Source organism: Pleionea mediterranea (assembly GCF_003148745.1).
Classification (GTDB): Bacteria; Pseudomonadota; Gammaproteobacteria; order Enterobacterales; family Kangiellaceae; genus Pleionea; species Pleionea mediterranea.
On record NZ_QGGU01000003.1, the window covers coordinates 148,043 to 172,026 of the forward strand.

The window sequence follows — 23,984 nt, forward strand, 5'->3', positions numbered from 1 at the left end:
AGAATAAAAATACAATAAGGTCTGCTTCTCTTTTGATTTCAAGCTGGTTAATCATTACCTGTTCATTAATTTACGTCGCCATTTTATTTGCGATTGCCTACTTCTTTGAACATCGTAAAACCTCCGCCAGAGCCAATACATGGGTGTACAGTTTATCGTTGGCGGTCTATTGCACCAGCTGGGCATTTTTTGGCACCATTCAACAGGCCGCTGTAACCGGCTGGTTTTTTGCGCCAACTTACGTGGGCACAATCTTATTGTTGTTTTTTGGCTGGCGATTTCTTCGTAAGCTGGTCAGTGTCAGTAAAGCTAATAACATAACTTCTATTGCAGACTTTATTGCCTCACGTTACGGAAAATCACAACGACTTTCCGGAACCATTACCTTTATCGCGTTGATCGCATTAATCCCTTATATTGCGCTTCAATTAAAGGCTCTCACCACCAGTTACATACTAATGACTTCTGGCACCATCGGCCAAATCACCCAGTCGCCTTCGATCATGAGTGACTCTGCTTTTTACATCACATTATTAATGGCTTTATTTTCTATTATCTTTGGTACCCGTCGTGTCGATGCTACCGAACATCAAACCGGAATCATTTATGCCATCGCGTTTGAGTCGGTTATAAAGTTGCTGGCCTTTTTAATAATGGGCGTATATATCTGCTATTACTTTTTTGATGGCGTAGTGGATGTCGCGAATAAAGCGCAAAATATTGCCTCCATCAAAACATTGTGGCAACAAAACTATTCGCCTCTGCTTTTCTGGACCCACGCCCTGCTCGGCCTGTTAGCCATAATATGTTTGCCCCGTCAGTTTCATGTGTTGGTGGTGGAAAACAAACGCATAAATGATGTGAAGTCAGCACGCTGGATTTTCAGTGGTTACCTGTTACTGATCAACCTATTCATATTACCCATTGCACTGGCTGGTCTGGTTTATTTTAATGGTATGAATGTTTCGCCAGAAATGTTTATTTTAGGCTTTCCACTGAGTGATAATTCAGCGTTGTTTTCATTAGTGGCCTACATTGGGGGATTTTCCGCTGCCACCAGCATGATCATTATTGTCAGTATTGTTCTCAGCACCATGGTGTCTAATGACATAATTATTCCGCTGTCGGTGCATTATCAATGGTTAAGAAAAGAGCGCACTAATAATGTACAACAATGGCTGATCAATATTCGGCGTCTGGTCATATTATGCATTCTACTATTGGCGTTTGTTTATTACCGAACCATTGCTACCACCTCCGAGCTTGCATCAATCGGTTTATTATCTTTTTCATTGGTCGCACAGTTTGCACCGGCTATTTTTGGCGGGCTCTACTGGAAAAAAGCCAATAAAAAAGGCGTAGTAGCCGGGCTTATCTTTGGAATTTCCATCTGGCTTTATACTCTGTTAATTCCGGCACTTGTTAGCGCAGGTTACATCAGCTCAAGTATTTTATACGATGGATTGTTTTCCGTTTCCTGGTTAAAGCCACAGGAGTTATTTGGTCAAAGCAGTTTTGATACTATGACTGTTGGTGTTTTCTGGTCTCTATTATTAAATACACTGGCTTATGTGTATGTCTCCCGGATAACTCATGCCTCAACACTGGAGAACTTACAAGCGGCACGCTTTGTATCGCCTAAAGATTTAAGTTATCGCGAAGATAAACTTAAAATAAATGACAGAGTTACCGTGGGAGATTTGTACGAACTGTGTGAGCGATTTATCGGCAGCCATAAAACCGACTTGTTTTTTACCGAAGAGCTTGGAATTGAAACAATAAGTAACGCCAAATCGGAACTTGCTACCTCACAACAAATCGACACCTGCCAAAAACGTTTAAGCCGGGTGATTGGTGGTTCGTCCGCCCGTATCGTGATGGACTCGTTAACCGGCAAACGCGCTATGCCCTTGTACGATCTGGTGAACATTGTCGATGAAGCCAGTCAGATGTTTACCTTTAATCGGGAGTTGCTGCAGTCGGCGATGGAAAATATCAGTCATGGCATCAGCGTTATCGATAAGGATTTAAAACTGGTCGCCTGGAATCATCAATACCAGTCGCTTTTTAATTACCCGGATGAACTGCTCACGGTAGGCCGCCCTATTGCTGACTTAATACGCTTTAACGCCGAGCAAGGCGTGTTTGGCAAAGGCAATATTCAGCAGCAGGTAAACAAACGACTCGATTATTTACGCCAGGCCAGCCCCCATACTTTTGAGCGTTATCATACGGGCGGCAAAGTATTAAAAATTCAGGGCAACCCTATGCCCGGCGGCGGTTTTGTTACCGTATTTATTGATATTACCGAACTTCGACAAAAGCAGCAGGAGCTGGCAAAAATAAACGCCACTTTAGAAGATCGCGTTAATAGCAGAACCCAGGAACTGCTAACCATTAATCAACAACTGGACAAAGCAAAACAAACCGCAGACGAAGCCAATAAAAGTAAAACTCGTTTTTTGGCGGCGGCCAGTCACGACATTTTACAACCGATTAATGCAGCATCTTTGTTCACTCAGGCATTATTAGAGTCCAACGACAATCAAAAAGTGAACAGCCAGCTTGAACAAATTAAACGAGCACTGCATTCTGCGGATGAACTGTTAACCGATCTGCTCGACATTTCCAAATTTGATGCCGGTGTGGTAACACCCCACATTAAACCGTTTCCTTTGCAACCTTTATTGCTGGAGTTGTATCAAGAATTTTCGGTAATCGCGCAGCAAAAAGGCGTGACATTAAAATTGCAACCGACAAAAGCCATTGTTAAAACCGATGCAGCATTGTTACGACGAATCATACAAAATTTTATCAGCAATGCGATCCGTTACAATTCACACGGTAAAGTGATAATCGGCGTTCGAAAAGCAGGGGAAAATTTACAGCTACAAGTGTTGGACAATGGCATAGGCATCAAACAAAACGAGCTCGAATCAATATTTAATGAATTTACCCGAGTTGATCAACACAGCAGCAATACCGGACACGGACTTGGTCTGGCCATAGTGCAGCGCTGTTCCCAACTGCTTCACTTACCCGTTAAAGTGGCTTCTACATTTGGTAAAGGCAGTTGCTTCTCGATTACCATACCGGTAACGTCTTACGATTATCAAGCTAAGTCATTAGCTAATACCGATGCAGAAAAACCGTTAATGTTTGATGGCATCCATATACTTTGTGTCGATAATGATCCGGCTATTCTTCAGGCCATGGAAAGCCTGCTGTCACAGTGGGGGATTACCTGCTCAACTTTCCAAAGTCTGAATGAAGTAAAAGCATTACCAACTTATAATGAGTTTGACGCACTTATTGTCGATAATCATCTCGATAATGGCGATACAGGGTTTGATGTCATCCATCATATTCATAACACTCACCCACTGCCCACCATAATCATTTCAGCCGATCGTAGCCAGGCATTAAAAGATTCGGCGCAGAACGAAAACATCCCACTGTTGTACAAACCAGTAAAAGCCATAAAATTAAGAGCCTTATTAAAAAAGATACTGAGCCGTTAAAGTTAATTTAAATAAAGCCTTAAAAATCAACTGGTAATCAATGGTCAATATTCATTGTGTGCAGAAATCCATTAGTTTTTAACAGCCTGATGTTTTTCAGAAGCCCAGTGTTTTGCTGCATCAACATCTTCGAACGAAAACGTTTTTACTTCAGCCTTCACAAAATGATTAGCAAGCGACTCCGCTACATTGCCCGTTTTAGAGTCGGTTGATAGAGCCACCCGATCTATCTCGGTATGATGCTGTTTTACAAACTTCAAATGAGCCGTTAAAGCGCCAAACGAATCCCACCCCGGAAAGTCCTTTGTATGAATAACCAGACCACTCAAATGGCCATTTTCCTCAATATAAGGATCTATCGTATTTGAAATGGATGTAAAATCATCCTTGGATAAAGCACCGTGAGGAACAAGCGTTGCAATGCTGCTTTGTTTGTCAATATTTACGGTAATCATAGTTCGTCCTCCCGTTAGAAAATACACACCTATTTAGATTAGCACGTGCAGTGCATTTGCAAAGTGGTCGGACTGGGTTTTAGGCAGGCGAACTCAAAATTAATGACTATCTCAAAACTTATATTCGTAAAGGTTATCATCAACACCATTCATATTAACAATACCTTTAAAAACAAAACCGAGTCGTTTAAGCAAACCATTGGAACTTTCATTCTGCTGAGAAGTAAATGCAAGAATATTCGTTAACTTATGCTTTTCATGTCCATTTTCCATAACCGCCAGGGAGGCTTCTTTCGCATACCCTTTAGAACAATACTCGGGTAGTAATGCATAACCCAAATCAGGGAAATCAAGTTGTTCGCGCTTTAATAAACCACACATACCAATAGGCTCGCTGGTATCTTTTAGAAGCACAATATTAAGACCAAAACCATATTGCTGATAGCTTGCTATCGGGCCGTTATTTAAATACTGGATTGCATCGTCATTATTTCGAACCTTTTTATCACCAATATTTTTAATAAAAGACTCATCATTCAGGAGCTTCAAAACAAATTTAGAATCACTTTCTTTAAAGTGTCTGATAATGAGTCTCTCTGTGTTGCATACAATCATAAGAAGTACCATCCATTATCAACACTCAAAATTACGTTAAGAGCACTACTGTATAATCTATCCCTAAGTGCTTAAATAGTTAAATTAACCATCGTTCAGACCTGAGCTGACCGTCTATTGTTATCAGCTCGGTCTAATGTCAAACATTACTGCTCTGTTCTTAGCCAACAGTGGGTATTATGCATGCAATAATAAACACGCTCTAGCATGAGTTAATCATAATTAGTAATGGCTTCACCTAAAGTTATGTCACGACTGACATACCAAACGCCCTGTTCATTGCGCTTTGGATGGCTTTCGCCGCAACCGCCACGACAAGTTTTTTTCTGCCGAGACTCAGCCGTTAGCAAAGGATCATCACTAAAAGTAACATCATCAATATAATAGGTTCCTTTATTTGGTTCTATGATATGCAGGTGAATATGCTGTGGAATGTCACGCCCAGGGTAAGCTTGCGGTCGAATAGTTTTAAATTGGTACCACCCTTTCTGGTCTGTAACGGCCCATCCGCGCAAACTACCATGTTGAGTGGATCCTGATGGGTATTTGCCATTTGCGTCAGTTTGATACGCATAAACAATAATATCAGAAGCAGGCGTTTGATCTGAATTATAGACAATACCACTGAGTACAAGCGGTTCTCCCTTCTCATCCGCGGTTCCAATCCTTGAACTCGTTTTTAGTTGGGCTGGCATGCCAACAAACACCAGTTCACACCCTTGGCATGGCCCCCCTATTACCGGTTCCTGCGCAGAAAGGTTCTTAAAACTCATCATTAAAAAGAATGTAAACAACATAAATTTAGCCATGATTGATTCCTTGTTATAGGGTATTAATTAACTGTTGAGAGATGTCATCTTATGGATGGTTTTATCCCTTTTTATAAAATGGTGGTACAAAGCCGCCAATACGTGGCCTAATATCAACAGCCACACAACCCATGCGCCCAGGTAGCTATGAATAAGCTCGGCAGGATCTTCTAACGCTTCAAGTGACACGCCAAAGAAATTAAAAAGGTGAAAGTCGGGAAAGTGAGTTATATCAAACAGTAAAAAATAAGTAATGCGACCTCCCCCACTCGATAAATAACTGGCAATCGATAAATAACCGCTAATCGGCATAATGAACATAATCGCATACAAGGCGTAATGGCCAGTTTGTACTGCAATTTGTTGCAACCTGACTGCTGATTGTCGTTCTGGCGAGCAGTTTAAAAGACGCCATATGATTCGAAGCGTAACGAGTACTGCCAACGTTATACCGATCGACAAGTGCAGTTGAATAGAAATCCAATTTTCGAATTCACTTTCGGCAAACCATTCGCGGTAGTAAATGGCGCAATAAGAGGCAAGAAAAAGTACTGCTGTAGACCAGTGGAACCATTTTGCAATTGGGCCGTATGCTGCCGCTGTGTTTTTCAAACTCATGTGTTGACCTAAAGCTATCTGATGAAATGTCTTTTCAAATTCCCACTTAGGCCAAGGGGAGTCAACGGTCAATCATCTAACATGATGAGATTATGGTTTAAGCTGTGGGCTGGATTGAGTCATAACAACGCCTGAAGTCGTTTACATAATTTCTACTTAGGCGAATCTCTGTGTCATCTTGGAGCACTAAATCATAGTCGCCATTTAATCTTGACTTGTACGACAGTACTTTATCCATATTAACAATAGTTGAGCGATGAACTCTGATGAACCGGTGATCCAATTTTGTTGCCATTGACTTCAATGATTCCGAGTGCAGGTATTCTTTATCTGTCAACTGAATTGCCACATATGGCGTTGCTGCTTTAATGTACAGAATGTCACTGAGATCGAGCCGCGTGCTATTTTTACCAGAACTCACCATCAAGAACTGAGTCGAAGATGGTTGTTTTACTGGCTCTTCACTTGGGCGTTTATATGCAAGATACTGTAACCATCCTATGAATGCACTGTAAATCAATAGCAGCTTTACAAGATCGTTTGACAAGGTAAACGTGAGCGTTTTAATAATCCCATAGGATTGTTCACGAAAAATTGAGGATAAGCACCAAACGGTTATCGGTACTAGTATTAGATGCGCAAGTGCCGGGATAATGACAGCTAAACATATTTGAGAAATGGTTTTTAATTGCCTTTTTTTTAATTCTCGCCTTAGAACAAACAATATTGGCGGAAAATAAAACCAAAAAGTCTTAAATAGAAGAGACTCATGAAAATAGAACGAGCGGCCATATCTGATGGAATGCAGATAATCCTGAAATATGGCCAGAGATACTATCTCTAGAGTCACAAATAGAAATAAGATGAAAAGCCTTACTTCATCGGACAACCTTGTGTGCTGTTTTATTATGTTTATCATTTATGATCTTTGAAGGTTTTTGCCTTGTTCACAGATTATGCAACTCCATCTATATTCATGCATAATATTTTCCAAACTAATTTTTTAGATATAATGGAAGTCCATATTTCTATTAACTATAAGTCACTAGCTACTTTAAAAATAAACTCTCATCATTTAGAAGTTGTCCGAAATATCCTGCTTGCCAAGTACTCGCATAATTTCAACCACTCCATTATTAATCTGATAATAAATACTATCAACTCCACAAACACTTCGACGGTAGCCATCCCTAATATGGTCAACCGCTTGATATTTGTATGGTGATTCTGCAATGTCATTAAATCGTTGAATCAGTGTATCGAAATACCGTGTGGCTTGAAGCTCACCAAATTCTTTTTCTCCGTGCCAATAGATACGCGCCAAATCCATTTTAGCTTCATGGCTAATCTTACATTGCATTACGCCCCAGTCCTTGTTTAATTTCAGTCAAAATCTCTTCAGGACTTTGATCGGTAAATCCATTTTCTTCAGCTTTAATTAATTTAGCTCGGATTGCTTCAACTTCTCGATTCGCTGCTTGCTCCCGTAACTGGCGCTCACGAATCAACTCTCTAACAACTTCACTTTCATTACCATAATGCCCCATCTCAATTTGGGCTTTGATCCAACTGTCCTGCTTATCGGTTACGGTAATACTTTTCTTAACCATAGTCACTTTTGTTACCCCGCTTTTCAGCAATATACTACTTAGTAGGATAATATACTCCAAGGCAGACTTCTAGTGAAGCCTGCCGCTCGAAAGTTGCGTTAATGAAATAGGGTAAGCCAGTTGGCTTTATAGATAAAATGAAATGTGAATAGGCTGCAAACACTAAGCGGGTGAAGAGCGTCACTGGATGATACCCCTTAGAAAAAATACCCAATACCAAGTGCTTCATCAACTAGGGCGACATGATGCCATTGTTGAACTCACCACAACGCCACAAGCCCGTCAGAAATGGAAGTGTTTACCTGAAACCATACAAGCCCGATTAATCACTAAAACAGTTAAGGGTAAGCCAGTTCAAATATTAACATCGATGACCGATGCCAAGCGCTATCCGGGAGCGGATATCGTCGACTTGTATGCCCATCGTTGGGAGATTGAACTGGGATTTAGAGAAATGAAACAATATCTTCTGCACAACAAATTAACCCTACGAAGTCAGCAGCCAGAACTCATTAAACAAGAGTTGTGGGGAATGTTACTTGCCTATAATCTTATTCGTTACAAAATGACACTGATGGCAAAGTCACTTAAAGGTATCCACCCTAACAAACTCAGCTTTCACCATGCTTCATTGCATATTATCCATAAGCTAACTCAGTTACCCTATGTGACACTGGGGAACATTCCAAAGTTCGTTATGGATATCGAAAAAGATGCTCAACTGTTTGTACTCGAACATCGGAGAGAAAGAAGTTATCCCAGACTCATTAAAGCTTCTAAAAATCGATACCCTATTAAGAAGAAAAATGCCGCTCACTCGCTTAAGTGAACGGCATTAGACCATAAGGTCACTTATTTACTAAGTTAGAAATACTTAGAATGTCATACTTGCTGATACCCGTAAATACCGAGGTGTTTGGAAAGAAGTAGGTAGCATATATGTTGGATCAGCTACACCTGACTCTTGCTCAGCAGTCTCAACAACTTCTCGGACATTATTAGCATTGAATAAATTAAAAACATCTGCTTTTAATGTCAATGGGTATCCCATTACCTCAGTGTCAAAGTTCACACCGAAATCAAATTGAGAGATTGCAGCAGTACGTCCACGAGAGCCACGCTTTACTAGCTCGCCATCTTGATAGAAAGATTCTGCACCGTAAGCAGCAGCAAATTCATCAGTAGGATGCACTCCAAAAGCATTCACTGGACGACCAGATTCATACAAATAGTTCATACTAAGTCGAACAGCATCCGTCACTTGATAAGCGCCAAATACTTTCAAAGAATGACGACGATCATTTGGTAGGTAACCAAAAGCACCATCCAACAAGCCAGGCTGATCAAACAAAGTTGTCAAGCCAGCGTCATCTTGACCATTATCAGAACGTACATAACCTTCGTTGTTACCATAGCTTTGCGACCATGTGTATGACGCATTGACAGCCCACAGGCCGTCCCACTTTTTATCAAAAACAAGATTAAAAGCATTATAACGACGCTCAGACTCAGGATAGTTAAGAACGTCTGCAGATAACTCCGCAAACTGCTCAAACTCAGGAAGCCAAACCCGCATGTCTTGTCCTGGATTCGTCAAAACATACTGATGGAAACCTGTCCATACGTCTGCAGGAGCTTCACCATCAACAGTTTGTGTCAAACCATTTTGAGCGGCCCATTGCAAAACCGCAGCATCGATTGCAACATCTTCAATAGTAGCTTTTAGATCACGATGTATAGCACGCATACTCATAGACCAATCGTCACCTAAAGATCGCTCATATCCCAAAATAATTTCATCTTGATACATAGGGCCAATATTAGCGTCTTTCACGGCTCTAGTATCTGGCACAGTTCCATCACCAAAAACTTGCTGATCAATGACGTTTGCAGGATCAAATTGTGGAGTATCATCAGGGTTTAAGCCATCTAGCTGATAAAAATCTTGAGTAAACAGTTCAGCTCCTGCCAAACGAATGTTTGTATTAGCTGCTATAGGAAGATGGTAACGACCGAAGTTAGCAAATAGCTTTTGTTCTCCATCACCATTCAAATCATATGCAGCACCAATACGGGGCGCCCATTGATTATCGATTTTAATAAAAGACTGTGCGTTAGCATTTTTGTTATCGAATGATTCATTACGAATACCTAAGCGCAGAGTAAGGCGGTCATTTACGGTCCATGTGTCTTCAAAGTAGTAAGCAGATGAAATAGTCTCAAACTCACCACCGCCTTCAAAAACGCGAACACGTACCGATTCACCTGTATTCGAACGAGTATCATCGAAATAGCGGTAATATATGTGACCAGAATAGAAAGAAGAATCTTCAGCAGTATTCACTTCTCTGTCAATACCAAAGCGCATTTCATGATCACCCATAAAATAATCGAAATCTAACCGCGTCGCTTCTCGAGTATCAAAACCAGCACCCGCAACAAGATTGACCCAATCACCCAATGCTGTCAAACCACCACCACGAGAATCATAAATGGCAGGATTTCCATCAAGAGGAGACTGTGCAGTTCGGTCATACTCAGATTCACCCCACATAGCTGAAATTGTAAGATCAGAAGTTACATGACCGGTATATTTTAAAATAGTATTTGACCCACCAGTTTTTGTAGTAGTTTCACCAACAAAACCAGTTCCACTTCGGGTAGCAAGATCATAATTGTAGGTTAATGTTGAATTTTCATTTTCATCTGAAAACGCAGTTAACTCTATCAAATGATTTGAGTTAATGTTCCAGTCTAATTTAGCACCCCAAAACGCATCATCATTATTCGACTGGTCGTAACGTGAACCACGTGAGTATACATAATCTTGTTGACTAAACCTTGGGTTATATAACACATAATAAAACAGTTGGTTTTCGATCAATGCGCCACTTGCGTGCAGGTTGATACTGGTTTCTTCGTACTCATCTTGATCATTAATTATAAAACTTTGAGTATCAGTTTCGATTACAGGATTCCCACTGCCATCTAATACAGCGTTTGGAACCGAGTAAACAACATTAGGAGCTTGTTCACGACCTTTGTTAGGGCTATGAATAATATTAAAACCAGCTTCAAAATCATTCGACCCTGATTTGGTTACACCATTAATGACCCCACCTGTTGAACGACCGAACTCTGCAGAATAACCACCTGTTTTAACCTGAAACTCTTGATAGAACTCAAATGGAACGGTTGATCCACCGAGGCCATTACGAAAATTCGTCAGGTTCATCCCGTTGATATAATAAGCATTTTCGCCAACTGAAGATCCACCAAACGAAGCTAAGTTACCAAAAGCTGCATCTCCACGAGTTGTACCTGGCGCTAAAAGAGCAATAGCAGTTGCATTTCGAGCAACAGGTAGCCGATCAATATCTTCCTCTGACATAACCAGAGCCGTTTCTGCAGAAGTGGTGTCAACAGGACTGACTGCACCACCAAGAATTGTTACGGTTTCACCAGTTGCTGCAAGAGTGATGTTAAGAGAAGTCTTTTGACCTATTGTAACTTTAACACTTTCCTGACTATATAGCTGAAAGCCTGATTTAGCAGCAGATATCTCGTAGTTACCGATAGGTAAACGTGGAAGCTGAAAATTACCCCCCGTGTCAGTTTCTAGTGTTCTAACAATACCTGTATCGACGTTTTTAATTGTAATTGTCACACCACTAATGGGCTGCTCAGCTGAAGACTTCACTTCACCAGAGATCGCACCAGCAGTATTCGATGCAGCATGAATTCCGGCAGACCCTAGACCCATTGCAGTAGCAATTGCTGCTGCGGTCAAAGTTCGCCGGAAGCTTTTGTTGAATGTATTCAATTTTGTATCTCCCCGATTGAAACAGTGTTATAGACTTTATACTTAAATTTATGTCTCTTGGTTTCGGACAATAACTGCAATGACAATAACTGCAATTTCCAAGAGAAAGTGGCGAGCTGATATAGTTCGTCATTTTTCTCGCCAAAGGAAAATGCCAAATAAACTACAGGCAGCTGACCGAAAATGAACGATACCAGATATACATATTAAATAAAGCGAAATGTTACCGCGGAAAGTTACGTTAATGAAATAGGTAACTAAGTAAGCCAGTTGGCTTTATAGATAAAATGAAATGTGAATAGGCAGCAAACACTAAGCGGTTAGCAGCTCGCTGTCAGTATTTATGGCTCGTTGATAGATCAATCCGGCCTGAGTGCGGTTGTATACGCCCAGCTTCTTTAAAATGGCCGAGACGTGTTGTTTGATGGTGGTTTCCTGAATGCTTAGTTCGTAGGCGATTTGTTTGTTCAGCTTGCCATCGGCAATCATCGCCAGAACGCGTTTTTGTTGAGGAGTCATCTGACTGATGGTGAGGCAGGTGTCTTGATCGAGCGATACGTTGGTTTCGTCAAAGTCCAGACTCCAGTATTCGCCTTGTTCTATCACCTGATTCAACGCCGATACAAGCTGCTCCAGTGAAGATGATTTGGTAATAAATCCTGCTGCACCCATGGCTTTTACACGCGCCATGGTCTGTCGGTCGTCGTGGCCCGAGACCACGGTGACGGCAACATCGGGGTGATTGCGACAAATTTCCGATAAATGCAGCTGCCCCTGATCGCCCGGCATATTTAAATCTATCAATGCTAAATCAAAATCGGGAGAAGCTAAGGCCTCCAGTGCCTCGGTATAGCTTTCGGCCTGCACTATTTCACATTGCTCATGGCATTGGTTTAATGCCTGGATCAGTGCCGACCGAAATAACGGATGATCATCAGCCACCAGAATCTTTAAATCACTCATTGTTGACACCTTTTATTAACTGGCTTCTTAATTAACTAACTTTTTATCACGGGCTTTTTATTCGTGAATCCGAGTCTAGTCCGATTTCAAAGTACTTATACAACAGAGCACTTACTCATCAGATCAACAGACTACTTATACAACCCCTCTATGATCCATTCTCTACAAAGTCTGCACCATAATCAATTATTGCTGACAGTACTTTGGTACTGCTTTGATTAAACTGAGCGCTTATTTGGATATCAAACAGATGAGAATTTAATAACAACCCTCTCCTACACACCAGACAATACATTCAACTCACAATCTGTCTGGCTGAGATAAAATTGTAATAAAATTACACAGAATCAAAGCGGCCTTTCGTCTATATCAACCTCAAAAGCAAGCCTCTCATTCGCCACATTGATAAAAAATTAACCTTTAATAATAGCGAGTTAAGGCTTATTTAATTGGCATTATCTACCCTTACATGAAATTATCGAATATTTAATCAGTAATAGCGAAGCTTAAAATACTGTAAATAAATTACAAAAAATCAACTGTAAGCCACTGTTTTATAATAGATTTTCAAAATAAAACACTCGATTTACGCCAACCCTTCTGCTACAATCGCGCGCACTTTTTAGCCTAAAATTCTTAATTGATACACGTCCCGAGGAAGTAGTCACATGACACAAGCTAAGGTGCACCTTAATCTCTCCACTGATGAACTGGTCAAAAAAGCCGTCGAACGCGGCGAAGGTCAAATTGCCAGCAACGGCGCTCTTTCTGTAGAAACTGGTGAACGAACAGGCCGTTCACCCAATGATCGCTTTATTGTTAAAGAATCCACCACAGAGCAAGACATCGATTGGGGAAAGGTAAACCGCCCATTTGATGAAGATAAATTTAACGCTTTATGGGATCGTGTTGAAACGCACCTGGAAACACAAGACGAATACTTCCAGTCTAAATTGCATGTTGGCGCAGGTGACGAATACTTCTTACCAGTAAATGTACGCACAGAAACAGCTTGGCAAAATCTGTTTGCCCGCAATCTGTTTATTCGTACCGAAAACTACAACCCGGATAATCGCGGCGAGTGGCAAATTCTCAACGCTGCCGGTTTTCGTTGTGATCCAGAGCGTGACGGCACCAACAGCTACGGTTGTGTCATCATCAACTTCAAACAGAAAAAAGTATTACTGGCCGGCATGCGTTACGCTGGTGAAATGAAAAAAGCCATGTTCTCGGTACAAAACTTCTTGTTGCCGGCGAAAGATGTATTACCCATGCATTGCTCGGCCAATACCGATGGCGAAGGCGACGTTACTTTATTCTTTGGTTTATCGGGCACCGGTAAAACCACACTTTCAGCCGATCCTTCTCGCTTTTTGATTGGCGATGACGAACACGGTTGGGGCGAAGGCACTGTATTCAATATTGAAGGCGGTTGCTACGCAAAATGTATCGATTTAAGTCAGAAAAATGAGCCAGTGATCTGGAACGCTATCCGTCACGGCACTATTATCGAAAACGTTGTTTTAGACGACGAAGGCACACCGGATTACACCGATGTATCGTTAACGCAAAACTCTCGTGCCGGTTATCCGCGCGATCACATTGAGTTAAAAGTCGATGACAATGCTGCTGGTGAACCTAACGCCATTATCTTTTTAACCTGTGACCTGACCGGTGTTTTACCACCTGTGTCTATTTTAAGTAAAGAAGCAGCGGCCTATCACTTCTTAAGCGGTTACACGGCAAAAGTTGGCTCTACTGAAATTGGCTCAACCGCTGCGATTGAATCGACTTTCTCAACCTGTTTTGGTGCGCCCTTCTTCCCACGTCCTGCAGGCGTTTACGCTGAATTATTAATGAAGCGCATTGCAGCCAACAACGCAAAAGTCTATCTGGTTAACACCGGTTGGACCGGCGGTTCTTACGGCGAAGGCGGCACACGCTTTAGCATTCCAACCACACGTGCGGTAATTAATGCCATTCAGTCAGGTTCTTTACGTGACGTTGAAACACAGACCATTCCACATTTAAATCTGGAAGCGCCTGTTGCGGTTGAAGGCGTTGATGAAAAATTATTGAATCCTAAGTCAACCTGGAAAAATCCTGAAAACTTCGATGATGAAGCAAAAAAACTGGCACAGTTATTCGTAGACAACTTCAAGAAATTTGATGTATCTGAAGACATCATCAAAGCTGGTCCAAGCGTTTAATAAAACCATTGGATTTAGATTTAAAAAAGGGGCTATCAAGTCCCTTTTTTTATGGTTTAACGAATGGTTTGTATCACCCGGATCATCTCGGCCATGATATCGTTTTTACTGGTCAGTAAATGATCAGGATCAAGCTTTAATCCGGTAATGGCGTCATGGGGCATTGAGTTAACCTGTGATGAGTTTCTATAAACCCGACTGAGCCAGCGTGATACTTCCATAATGTGTAGATAACTTGCCGCCTGAGAATCGCTTGCTTTTGCAACCACCGCCTGTTGAATTGACGTAGGTAACTCCCAACTCGCTGCCACTCGCTCGGTAAAGTCCTGTTGCCCCATCACCACCAGTGTTTTTTGTTCTTTTAAGGTTAACGACACTTCCGTTGTATTAGCCAGCCAGCTGATAATAACCAAAGCCCCCACATTATGCAGCAACCCACATAGCAATGCCGTAGGTGCATCTTCAAGCTCAAAAATTTTTGAAACCGAGTAGTTTAAGCCGGCAATCTCCAAACTGCGATTACGAACAAATAAAGACAGCTCTTCAACCTTCTTTAACTTTCTTGCGCTATAAAGTTGAGACAGGCAATAGTTGTAAACAATACTGCGAATGGTGTTCAGCCCTAACATTCGTAAAATGCGAAACAGAGTTAAATTTTCGGTATCCAGAGAAAATGCTGCAGAACGCGCCAACGAATAAAATCGGTTCACCAATGTGGCATCGTGATGAACTATCCGTGTCAGTTGCTCAATGGAAATATTAGGATCATTGAGCGCCATTCGAATCTTTATCAAATTGCGAGGAAATGATGGTAACCGTAATCGACCTTCATCAACCTGTAGATGTATATCATCAAATATGGCTTGTTGCTCTGGCGTCAACTCAAATGCCTCAGAGGATCATTGAATACCTATAAAACTAGCCTAATTTGTGTATACGGTAAATAAATTGTTGATTTAAACTCAGAATTAACTTTAATGAGAACGCTTTCTATCGAATAGAAATTCTCAAAAGAAAGCGTTAAACATAATCGATTAATTAAAAAATCAATCCAGATCCTGATGTACAACAGCAAGCCATTTGGCATCTGGACTGATGGCAAGCCGAGAAATATTAGTGAGTTTAGTGTTACTTCGAGTGGGCAGTGAACTCCATTGCTCATAAGGTGCTAATGAGAAAAACAGCCTCGAGCCATTACTGTGGATCAAACCAATCTCAGGGTGATATGCAAAGTCTTCATTGTCATCAAATAGAGTAATCACCTTATTGGCTTTACCTTGCTTTAATGAATAAGAGTATATGGCTTTTGAACGCTGCTGATTTTGTACAAAGAAAAACTCGTCACCATTATTTTGGCTAACCAGACAACGACCAATATCTTTAGCCACAACGTCATAATCATCATTGCCTAGTGTATAGAGCACCAGCTCATGAGGATTGGACAGTCGGAACATCGCCAATTGTTGTTGATTTATCCAGGCGTGATAACCAACCGGTGTAATGGGACCACTCAGTTTTTCAGCAGGTTTATCGTGATTATAGCGCCACAACGTTTGTTGTTTATCATTGGCAACCACAGCAGAAAACATTATCTCTCTGTTTGATTTATTAGTACCTGATTCGTTAGTCTTTAATGCATTAGTGTCAGGTGTATTAGTCTTTGATGCATCAGTGTAGGCTCGATAAAGTCCGGGGGTTGCCGAGTATTCGCTTTCCGGGGTTTGAGTAATGGCTCGCGGTTGCAAGAAAACTTCTTTACGAGTTGCTTTATCCAGCTCTTTTTGTTCAAGTACTTTGGTTTTATGTTCTTTGACTTCAGCCTCTGTATTATTGTCCTCACTCCCTAAAACGTCATTGACAGGCAATGGCACCAACCAGATGTCCGTTGCATTCTGTTCCATGCGCGTATACACCATTGCCGATGAATCTTCGGTAAACGCCGGTTGATTGTCATACCCTTTACGTTGAACCAGTGTTTTTTCAAACACCAGAGATAAAGTTGCACCGTCATTTAAAATTCGAAACAGGGATATGTCGGTACCCGGTACTGCATGCAGTTTACTCGATGCAATGATACACAGCGTTATTACTGTCAATACAACCCACTTAAAACCTAGCATTTATCTTCACCCTAATAGCACTACTCTGCTTTATTATTTGTCTACTTTTCTTGTCGTTATTCTTGTTTCGTTATTCTTGTCGTTATTTTTTAATTATTATTCAGTTATCGTTTTTAACTATTCGCATTTACGACGTTTATTATTAAATAACTTATTGCTTATAATTTAAATAAGCTACTGCTCAAACACTTTATAATAAGCTTTTTTTCATGGTCACACGGTAACAATGCACCAGCTCACCAGCGCGTAAATTACCAACGCCTTTTTCCAGTTTCACTGAACGTGGCTCAAGCATAAAATAGTCTTCCTGCCGACGAATATGATGCCACACTCGCTCAGAGACCAATACTTCATCCACGTTGGCCAGACATTCAAGGCGTGCTGCAAAATTGACTGCTTCGCCAGACAAATCCGTTTTATCGGTGACTTCATTATGCTGCAAAGTCACTTCGCCAAGATCAATGCCTATACGACAAGGAAAGCCAGCAGCGTCCAGTACGTTACGAATCATACAGGCACATGCCACACCCACCGATGCATTTTGAAAACTGGCACGAAGTGAATCCCCTTCCATATTCGGATAGGTGGCTTTCCAACGCTTTAAAATAGGTTTAATTAAGCCACGAAACAAACTGAGCTTTTCATTCAGCTCGTCACCTTTCCAGCGAGAAAAACCTTTTAAGTCCATCAACATGACCGTAAACACTCTCATTTGACCGACTTCATTTTCGGCGGCCATTTCAAGCAGCTGCGGCCAAAAATGATTTTTCACCTGAGCAATTGACTCTTTAAATTCTCTCAACAGTCGATGATCCCGACGCATGGTAATTTGAGCGGCTAAAAGATGACTCGCTTCTTCTTTTAAATCCTGCTCCAGCATTTCAGCGTTATGACCACCAGTATCTTCCACCACAATTTTAACCCGGTTACCGCCCGCTTCTTCTTCAATGGCTTTAACCCGTAACTTGATGCCCCAATGCCGCGCTTCCAAATGCTCAATTAAAATGGGCAATGAACTCATTTCGTGTGGCGCCAAAAACTTTTCATACCTCAAATCGATAACAATGGATTCCGAGTAAAGCTTTTCAAACTCATTACTGCGATAACGAGTCGCAATAATTCCTTCATTATCCCAGAACGCCTGCTCGCACCGAATACTTTTAATGCTCCAGCCAGAAATCATAACCCCGTGAAGTTTTACACCGTTTAACAAGGCGTTATTTAAGCTGGCATTTTCCAGGTTAGTAAACCGAAGATCGCAATGCTCCAAATTTGCACCGGCCAAGTTGGCATTAGATAAATCCTTATTGGATAAATCGGTGTAAGACAAATTAACCTCTTTCAATAATGCCCCATGCAACGAACACTCAGTTAAATTTGCACCCGTCAAATTGGCACCTTGTAAATTAGCATCTTCTAACGTGGCTTCGGTAAGATCGCATTGGGATAAATCCGCCTCGGCAAAATTCATTGATTTTAAGGTTTGATTCCGCAAAACAGCACCACTTAATTTAGCGCGGCGAAAATCCATCCCCTGTAAACTGTGACCGGTAAAATCAACGTAAGAAAAATTACAATGGGCCAACTGTGCAGTTAAAAACTTGGCGCCTTTAACAATCGCCAGTGTTAAATCAGCATGAGCCATTTCGGTGGCAATAAAGTTTGCGCCGCCTAAATTGGCAAAATTAAATAACGCATGCTGCAAATTTGCCGATATAAAGTTAGCGCCCTCAAGATCGGCTTTAGAAAAGTTACAGTAGGATAAATTGGCTTCGGTAAAATCGAAGCCAGAAAGATCTTTATTTGAAAAGTCGGCACCGGTTAAATTGATGCTGATGTTGGCATTATCATTGCGCCATTGATTCCATGCGTCTTTTCCCAGTTCAATTAAGTCCCAGAGCGTTGCCTGTTCCATTAATAATATTCCTTTTACGAAAGTTCGTTTAGTGCTTTTTTAACGTATTGTGGCAGAGCAAAACACCCAACATGTATGTCCGCATTATAATATCGGGTATCAATACCACTTTGCTTGATGCGCTTTTCAATAACGGCTTTGGGCTGCTTATTTAACTCAGGATCATCCGTTGCCCATGCCAGAGTCATCACTCCGCCAATGTAGGTGGGAACGGGTGACGTATAAAAAGTTTGAGATTTATATAACGGCCCCATGCGTTTCGCTGTATTAATCACTTCATCCATCTGCATAAAACAAACGCCATTTTGCGTCACCATTATGCCATTGTCATTTAAGCACTGTTTTGCCAGACGATAAAAGTCATTTGTGAATAATACCTCTCCAGGGCCAATAGGATCCGTTGAGTCCGAAATAATCACATCAAAGGTTTCATTCGCCTGTCGCACATAATCTATGCCATCGGCAATCACAATTTCTGCACGCTCATCATCAAAAGCACCATCACTGTGTTTTGGGAAGTATTGTTTGCACATGTCGATGACCGACTGATCAATTTCCACCTGCACCACCCGTTCAATCGCTTTATGTTTCAGAACTTCACGCAAAATCCCGCCATCACCGCCACCAATGATCAGCACTTTTTTCGGTTCAGGATGAGCAAACAGAGGCACATGGGTCAGCATTTCATGATAGATAAACTCATCTTTCTCAGTGGTTTGAATAATGCCATCCAGCGCCATGACATGGCCAAATTGCTGGTTGTTAAAAATAATTAAATGTTGGTGGTCGGTTTTATTTTCAAATAACACTTCATCCACTTTAAAATACTGTCCATAGCTAGGGTAAAGCACTTCATAGAACTTGTCGGTCATTGCGAAAGGCCTCTGGAATCATCACCGGAAATAATGCCGTCATTGTAATGCAGCTCAACAGGGAAATACAGGGCAAACCCAGTGTGAATCCATGTTCAGCAATGTGATAGTAGACTCTAGAGGATTGTTTACGGATAACTGTTTTTAGAATCACTCACTACACACTTATTTTAAGCGAATTAAGCAATGGGCTGATTCTGATAATAAGGGGAATAGACCTGGTAAGTGGAAAATGCAATTATCGGCGAGTTGCAAAGGCTTGCATACGCTTTAAAACTCTTTAAACGCTTTCAAAATCGGGCAATAGCATGCACCCCATCAATCATGCGCCCCATCAATTATGAGGCGCACAGTTAAGGTTAGAGCGTGTTAATCTTCGTAGTGACGGATTACTTCACCAACGGTTGCACCCTTTTCAATGGTCAGGTTCGCCTCACGATATAAGTGAATGGTGCCATTAACCCGGCTGTTGGCATCTATCACAATGTCTGGCTTGTTATTGGATGAGTGTTTAAACATACCTTTATTTTTTCGGACAGTAATATCACCAGCTACTTCAGAACCTTCTAAATGAATGTCGCCATTGTGGATTGATAAACTACCACCAACAGTGGTTTGCTTAAGTGAAATGCTGCCATTAACGGACTCGATGTCTCCATTAACCCGACCATTAGATGCCACACGGATACTGCCATTCACCGTTTCCAGAGATTGATTAACAATAACACCCTGTTCAGCCGTAATGCCGCCATTCACCGTAGATGCGGAATCGATTGTCACCTGTTTGCCCAGACGTACCTTGCCATTAACCGTGTCGATGTCTTCTGCTTTGGCGTTATCCGCTAACACCACGCCACCGTTAACCGAGCTAAGATCGCCCACCACTTCGCCACCGCTGATGTTAATGCCGCCAAGTACCTTACTGATGTCTTTGGCGCTAACCTGACCCACCAATAGTCCAAAGGCAGCCACGCCTGCAACAATATATTGGTTAACTTTTTTCATTTTTCTCTCCATCTGTTTGTCTGAAACTGCTATTAATGGCAAGTACCAGCCTTCATTAAACATCGACCGAATAGACTCACCAAATGAAATTCAACTGACTTGCGTAATAATCTCTTCGGATAGACGACTCTGTAACGCAAAAGGTTTAAAAATAATTTAATCCCGATTAAAAGGAGCCGTTATGCAATGCCATAAAGTTGATTATGAAATCATTGGACACGATATGCAGCTGGTTGAAGTAGAACTTGACCCAGGCGAAACCGTGATAGCTGAAGCCGGAGCCATGAACTATCTGGAAGCCGGCATTGATTTTGAAGCCAAAATGGGTGATGGCTCCAATCCTGACGAAGGCACCATGAGCAAGCTATTTTCGGCTGCAAAACGCAAGCTAACCGGTGAAAGTCTGTTTACCACACATTTTACCAACCGCGGGCACCAAAAAGCCCGGGCAGCCTTTTCCGCCCCTTATCCGGGCAGCATTATTGCATTGGATATGAACACCATAGGCAACAGGTTAATTTGCCAAAAAGATTCCTTTTTAGCTGCCGCCTTAGGCACCAGGGTTTCCATTACGTTAAATAAAAAACTGGGCGCGGGATTTTTTGGCGGCGAAGGTTTTATTCTGCAAAAGCTCGAGGGTGATGGCATGGCGTTTATTCACGCTGGTGGCACCTTGATAAAAAAAGAACTTAAAGGCGAAACCTTGCGAGTGGATACCGGTTGTATCGTCGGATTTACCCAAGGCATTGATTACGATATTCAACGCGCCGGCAACCTGAAATCCATGTTATTTGGCGGTGAAGGTCTGTTTCTGGCGAATTTAACGGGGCATGGCACAGTCTGGTTACAAAGCTTGCCTTTCTCTCGTCTGGCGGATCGAATTTTTGAAAGCGCCCCCAGTTACGGTGGCAGTGATAAAGGTGAAGGCTCCGTGCTTGGCGGGCTGGGTCGCCTGATTGATGGTCGGTAAACCGTCGATAAATCACCTTGTTCTTTTAACGCACACTATCTAACAAACAATACCGAGTGAAATTTAGTTTATAACCTTTGCTGTTATCAATTAAAATTTAGAGCAATAGACTGAGTATAATTCTGCTGTGATACTGGTTTTCCATACCCCTATTGCACTAGAATCCTTAACAGGGCGCAGAAGCCTACGTATTGTTTGCTGCGCCCTGTTATTTTAATATTTTTAATACCCCACTAACATCAGCTGGAACCTTAATGAGCACACTTGCTAACTCCGCCGATTTATCACTTTACGCCAACGCCTTTGGTTTTTTACGTCAGCCGCTTAACTTTAATCCGATGAACAGTCAGGCCGATGTGGTTGTCCTCGGCTTTCCATTTGATATGGCCACTACCGGACGCGCAGGCGCACGCATGGGACCGGGTGCGATCCGCCGCGCCTCAACCAATTTATGCTGGGAAGAAAAACGTTGGCCCTGGTCATTTAAACTGTGCGATAACTTAACGATTGAAGACGCCGGGGATCTGGTATTTGAGCCCGGTGATGCAGAGGCTTTTACCGAACAGGCCGAAGCGTTAATCACACCCTGGATCCAGTCGAATAAAACACTGCTTAGCCTTGGCGGCGATCATTTTATTACCCTTCCTCTGTTACGGGCTCACCATAAAATGCACGGAGAAATGGCGCTGATACACTTTGATGCACACACAGATACCTACAGTCAGGGCAGCCGGTTTGATCACGGCACCATGTTTTACCATGCGCCGAAAGAAGGCTTAATCAGTACTGAGCACTCTATACAACTGGGCATTCGAACGGAGTACGATACCAGCGACCATGGCTTTAAAGTGCTCAGCGCCGATCAGCTAAATGAATTATCCGTCGATAGCATTATTGAGCAAATTAAAACTCGTGTTGGCGATAAACCAGTTTACCTGACCTTCGATATAGACTGTCTTGATCCCGCCTTTGCACCGGGCACCGGCACACCGGTTTGCGGCGGACTGAGCACCAATAAGGTGTTGCAGATCATTCGTGGTCTGGTAGGCGTTAATCTGATTGGAATGGATGTGGTAGAAGTCTCACCGCCTTATGACAGTGCCGATATATCAGCCTTGGCTGGCGCCACCCTGGCATTAGAAATGTTGTATGTTGTAGCTAGGAATAAACAGTCCGTTTAATAATCACACTGTTGTTTTTGATTCTTTTTAAAGCTGCCAATTAAATCGTTCAATTCCGATGAACAGCCATAACCAATTGGACTAAGTAAGGGTAAAAATCAGCCGCCTTCAACAGTTTGTATTGATCCCGACAAACCCGCTGTGGTACAAGACAGCTGCCTAATAAAGGTTAATAAACTCAACACCTTTCAACACCGTTTAGCAAACATACAACCTCGGTATTGAAAACATCGCATACCATCAGGAGTAACCCTTATGCCTCATCCCTTTGAAGAATTTAGAGCCAAGCGACAGGCAGGAAACGATAAAGCACTGGATACTGAAAACTTGCTAACCAAGCGTTTTTTTTCGCTGGATAAACAGGCCTATGGTGATGGCGCACTCGACAGCAAAACCAAAGAACTGCTGGGGCTTGTGGCATCAATGGTTTTACGTTGCAACGATTGCATCGACTATCATCTGGAAGGTGCCGTTAAAGCAGGATACAACAAACAGGAAATTGACGAAGCCATGGGCGTTGCCATGCTGGTGGGCGGCTCTATTGTGATCCCACACCTGAGACACGCGGCAGAAAGTCTGGAGTTTTTATTTAGCGAACACTCGGCCAGCTAAGCTATAAACCCAATACGTCTTTCACAAAGGGTACGGTAATTTTACGTTTCGCCACCAACGAAGCTTTGTCGAGTTTATTCAGAGCCGACATCAAATAGCGCAAGTCCCGTGAACTGCGGGACAATACAAACTGCGCCACTTCCGGCCCAAACTCAATGCCTTTTGCAGCAGCTTTTTGTTGCAGCAAAACCTGTTTATCGTTATCGGACAATGACTGAATTTTAAACACCGTCATAGCGGTTAAACGCGACAACAAATCTTTAAGAGTAATAGATAATTCGGTCGGAGGCTTACCACTGCTGATTAATAAATTACAGCCATTGTCTTTTAACTGATTGTATAAATGAAACAGCGCTTCTTCCCATTGCCGATCCCCCGCCACTGCATCTATATCATCAATGCAAACGTAGGAAAACGCACTCAATCCCTGCAACATTTCTGGAGCCAAACCGACTTCTGATAATGGCAGATAAATCACCGACTCTGCCGGATTTTGATTCGCCACCGCTTGCAACAAATGCGATTTCCCGGAACCTGGCTCACCCCAAAGATAAATAAACTCTTCCGAATGAACCGTTGTGAGCTGGCTTAAATATTCCAGTAATACCTGATTCTTACCCACTAAAAAGGATTCTGTGGTCACTTCCTGATCAAGCTTAATATTGAGCGGTAACTGCTGCATAAA

The 23,984-nt window shown here is 42.0% G+C and carries 20 protein-coding genes and 1 pseudogene; 6 read left to right on the forward strand and 15 right to left on the reverse strand.

The features are described 5' to 3' along the window. Positions 1-32: 32 nt before the first annotated feature. Positions 33-3,521, forward strand: coding sequence for a PAS domain-containing hybrid sensor histidine kinase/response regulator (locus C8D97_RS04685; RefSeq protein ID WP_109762444.1), 3,489 nt, complete (start codon positions 33-35; stop codon positions 3,519-3,521). 71 nt (positions 3,522-3,592) lie between these two features. On the opposite strand, the gene C8D97_RS04690 is transcribed toward C8D97_RS04685, so the two are convergent. The 7 genes from C8D97_RS04690 to C8D97_RS04720 all read right to left on the reverse strand — a co-directional run bounded on the left by C8D97_RS04690 (position 3,593) and on the right by C8D97_RS04720 (position 7,628). Further along, on the reverse strand, positions 3,593-3,976 hold the full coding sequence (locus C8D97_RS04690; protein WP_109762446.1) for a SpoIIAA family protein: 384 nt from the start codon (positions 3,974-3,976) through the stop codon (positions 3,593-3,595). A gap of 111 nt (positions 3,977-4,087) precedes the next feature. Further along, the gene (locus C8D97_RS04695; RefSeq protein WP_210204855.1) at positions 4,088-4,603 is read right to left on the reverse strand and encodes a GNAT family N-acetyltransferase; all 516 of its coding nucleotides are present in this window, start codon (positions 4,601-4,603) and stop codon (positions 4,088-4,090) included. 200 nt (positions 4,604-4,803) lie between these two features. Then, the gene (locus C8D97_RS04700) at positions 4,804-5,400 is read right to left on the reverse strand and encodes a dioxygenase family protein (RefSeq protein ID WP_109762449.1); all 597 of its coding nucleotides are present in this window, start codon (positions 5,398-5,400) and stop codon (positions 4,804-4,806) included. A 27-nt stretch (positions 5,401-5,427) separates the two neighbouring features. Next, on the reverse strand, positions 5,428-6,018 hold the full coding sequence (locus tag C8D97_RS04705; RefSeq protein ID WP_109762451.1) for a cytochrome b: 591 nt from the start codon (positions 6,016-6,018) through the stop codon (positions 5,428-5,430). Between the two features lie 97 nt (positions 6,019-6,115). Further along, positions 6,116-6,937 carry a LytR/AlgR family response regulator transcription factor gene (locus C8D97_RS18565; protein ID WP_109762453.1) on the reverse strand — a complete coding sequence of 274 codons (822 nt, stop codon included), beginning with the start codon at positions 6,935-6,937 and terminating at the stop codon, positions 6,116-6,118. A 156-nt stretch (positions 6,938-7,093) separates the two neighbouring features. Further along, positions 7,094-7,378 (reverse strand): type II toxin-antitoxin system RelE/ParE family toxin, encoded by a 285-nt coding sequence (locus C8D97_RS04715; protein ID WP_109762455.1) that lies wholly within the window; start codon positions 7,376-7,378, stop codon positions 7,094-7,096. After that, positions 7,368-7,628, reverse strand: a complete 261-nt coding sequence (locus tag C8D97_RS04720; protein WP_210204856.1) for a type II toxin-antitoxin system ParD family antitoxin — start codon at positions 7,626-7,628, stop codon at positions 7,368-7,370. Before C8D97_RS04720 ends, C8D97_RS04715 begins: the two co-directional genes overlap by 11 nt. 181 nt (positions 7,629-7,809) lie before the next feature. On the opposite strand from C8D97_RS04720, the pseudogene C8D97_RS04725 reads away from it, so the two are divergent. Then, positions 7,810-8,457, forward strand: a pseudogene (locus tag C8D97_RS04725) (IS4 family transposase); the annotation flags it as partial. Positions 8,458-8,502: 45 nt separating this feature from the next. Here C8D97_RS04725 and C8D97_RS04730 read toward each other — a convergent pair. Continuing rightward, entirely contained in the window at positions 8,503-11,451 is a 2,949-nt protein-coding gene (locus tag C8D97_RS04730) for a TonB-dependent receptor (RefSeq protein ID WP_146196075.1), read from the reverse strand. Positions 11,452-11,763: 312 nt separating this feature from the next. Continuing rightward, positions 11,764-12,414, reverse strand: coding sequence for a response regulator transcription factor (locus tag C8D97_RS04735; protein ID WP_109762459.1), 651 nt, complete (start codon positions 12,412-12,414; stop codon positions 11,764-11,766). A gap of 668 nt (positions 12,415-13,082) precedes the next feature. Here C8D97_RS04735 and C8D97_RS04740 point away from each other — a divergent pair. Next, positions 13,083-14,624, forward strand: a complete 1,542-nt coding sequence (locus tag C8D97_RS04740) for a phosphoenolpyruvate carboxykinase (protein WP_109762461.1) — start codon at positions 13,083-13,085, stop codon at positions 14,622-14,624. A gap of 56 nt (positions 14,625-14,680) precedes the next feature. Here C8D97_RS04740 and C8D97_RS04745 read toward each other — a convergent pair whose 3' ends face one another. From C8D97_RS04745 to C8D97_RS04765, 5 genes are all read right to left on the reverse strand, one after another. Further along, positions 14,681-15,505, reverse strand: coding sequence for an HDOD domain-containing protein (locus C8D97_RS04745; RefSeq protein ID WP_109762463.1), 825 nt, complete (start codon positions 15,503-15,505; stop codon positions 14,681-14,683). A gap of 165 nt (positions 15,506-15,670) precedes the next feature. Next, positions 15,671-16,744 (reverse strand): hypothetical protein, encoded by a 1,074-nt coding sequence (locus C8D97_RS04750; RefSeq protein ID WP_109762465.1) that lies wholly within the window; start codon positions 16,742-16,744, stop codon positions 15,671-15,673. A gap of 190 nt (positions 16,745-16,934) precedes the next feature. After that, the gene (locus C8D97_RS04755; protein WP_109762467.1) at positions 16,935-18,659 is read right to left on the reverse strand and encodes a pentapeptide repeat-containing protein; all 1,725 of its coding nucleotides are present in this window, start codon (positions 18,657-18,659) and stop codon (positions 16,935-16,937) included. A gap of 14 nt (positions 18,660-18,673) precedes the next feature. Continuing rightward, entirely contained in the window at positions 18,674-19,531 is an 858-nt protein-coding gene (gene speE, locus C8D97_RS04760; protein ID WP_109762468.1) for a polyamine aminopropyltransferase, read from the reverse strand. A 369-nt stretch (positions 19,532-19,900) separates the two neighbouring features. After that, positions 19,901-20,536 (reverse strand): DUF4097 family beta strand repeat-containing protein, encoded by a 636-nt coding sequence (locus C8D97_RS04765; protein WP_109762470.1) that lies wholly within the window; start codon positions 20,534-20,536, stop codon positions 19,901-19,903. Between the two features lie 181 nt (positions 20,537-20,717). Here C8D97_RS04765 and C8D97_RS04770 point away from each other — a divergent pair, with 181 nt between their 5' ends. The 3 genes from C8D97_RS04770 to C8D97_RS04780 all read left to right on the forward strand — a co-directional run bounded on the left by C8D97_RS04770 (position 20,718) and on the right by C8D97_RS04780 (position 23,299). Then, a complete protein-coding gene (locus tag C8D97_RS04770) occupies positions 20,718-21,506 on the forward strand; it encodes a TIGR00266 family protein (protein ID WP_109762472.1) in 789 nt (262 codons plus the stop codon). Positions 21,507-21,760: 254 nt separating this feature from the next. After that, positions 21,761-22,687: an agmatinase gene (gene speB, locus C8D97_RS04775; protein ID WP_109762474.1), complete on the forward strand. Its 927-nt coding sequence runs from the start codon at positions 21,761-21,763 to the stop codon at positions 22,685-22,687. Positions 22,688-22,942: 255 nt separating this feature from the next. Further along, on the forward strand, positions 22,943-23,299 hold the full coding sequence (locus C8D97_RS04780) for a carboxymuconolactone decarboxylase family protein (protein WP_109762476.1): 357 nt from the start codon (positions 22,943-22,945) through the stop codon (positions 23,297-23,299). Between the two features lies 1 nt (position 23,300). On the opposite strand, the gene hda is transcribed toward C8D97_RS04780, so the two are convergent. Beyond that, positions 23,301-23,981 carry a DnaA regulatory inactivator Hda gene (gene hda / locus C8D97_RS04785; protein WP_109762478.1) on the reverse strand — a complete coding sequence of 227 codons (681 nt, stop codon included), beginning with the start codon at positions 23,979-23,981 and terminating at the stop codon, positions 23,301-23,303. Between the last annotated feature and the right edge of the window lie 3 nt (positions 23,982-23,984).

Coding starts and splice junctions, on each gene's coding strand:
- C8D97_RS04690 (WP_109762446.1), bottom strand. CDS start 3,976: ATGATTACCGTAAATATTGACAAACAAAGCAGCATTGCAACGCTTGTT.
- C8D97_RS04695 (WP_210204855.1), bottom strand. CDS start 4,603: ATGGTACTTCTTATGATTGTATGCAACACAGAGAGACTCATTATCAGA.
- C8D97_RS04700 (WP_109762449.1), bottom strand. CDS start 5,400: ATGGCTAAATTTATGTTGTTTACATTCTTTTTAATGATGAGTTTTAAG.
- C8D97_RS04705 (WP_109762451.1), bottom strand. CDS start 6,018: ATGAGTTTGAAAAACACAGCGGCAGCATACGGCCCAATTGCAAAATGG.
- C8D97_RS18565 (WP_109762453.1), bottom strand. CDS start 6,937: ATGATAAACATAATAAAACAGCACACAAGGTTGTCCGATGAAGTAAGG.
- C8D97_RS04715 (WP_109762455.1), bottom strand. CDS start 7,378: ATGCAATGTAAGATTAGCCATGAAGCTAAAATGGATTTGGCGCGTATC.
- C8D97_RS04720 (WP_210204856.1), bottom strand. CDS start 7,628: ATGGTTAAGAAAAGTATTACCGTAACCGATAAGCAGGACAGTTGGATC.
- C8D97_RS04735 (WP_109762459.1), bottom strand. CDS start 12,414: ATGAGTGATTTAAAGATTCTGGTGGCTGATGATCATCCGTTATTTCGG.
- C8D97_RS04740 (WP_109762461.1), top strand. CDS start 13,083: ATGACACAAGCTAAGGTGCACCTTAATCTCTCCACTGATGAACTGGTC.
- C8D97_RS04750 (WP_109762465.1), bottom strand. CDS start 16,744: ATGCTAGGTTTTAAGTGGGTTGTATTGACAGTAATAACGCTGTGTATC.
- C8D97_RS04755 (WP_109762467.1), bottom strand. CDS start 18,659: ATGGAACAGGCAACGCTCTGGGACTTAATTGAACTGGGAAAAGACGCA.
- speE (WP_109762468.1), bottom strand. CDS start 19,531: ATGACCGACAAGTTCTATGAAGTGCTTTACCCTAGCTATGGACAGTAT.
- C8D97_RS04765 (WP_109762470.1), bottom strand. CDS start 20,536: ATGAAAAAAGTTAACCAATATATTGTTGCAGGCGTGGCTGCCTTTGGA.
- C8D97_RS04770 (WP_109762472.1), top strand. CDS start 20,718: ATGCAATGCCATAAAGTTGATTATGAAATCATTGGACACGATATGCAG.
- speB (WP_109762474.1), top strand. CDS start 21,761: ATGAGCACACTTGCTAACTCCGCCGATTTATCACTTTACGCCAACGCC.
- C8D97_RS04780 (WP_109762476.1), top strand. CDS start 22,943: ATGCCTCATCCCTTTGAAGAATTTAGAGCCAAGCGACAGGCAGGAAAC.
- hda (WP_109762478.1), bottom strand. CDS start 23,981: ATGCAGCAGTTACCGCTCAATATTAAGCTTGATCAGGAAGTGACCACA.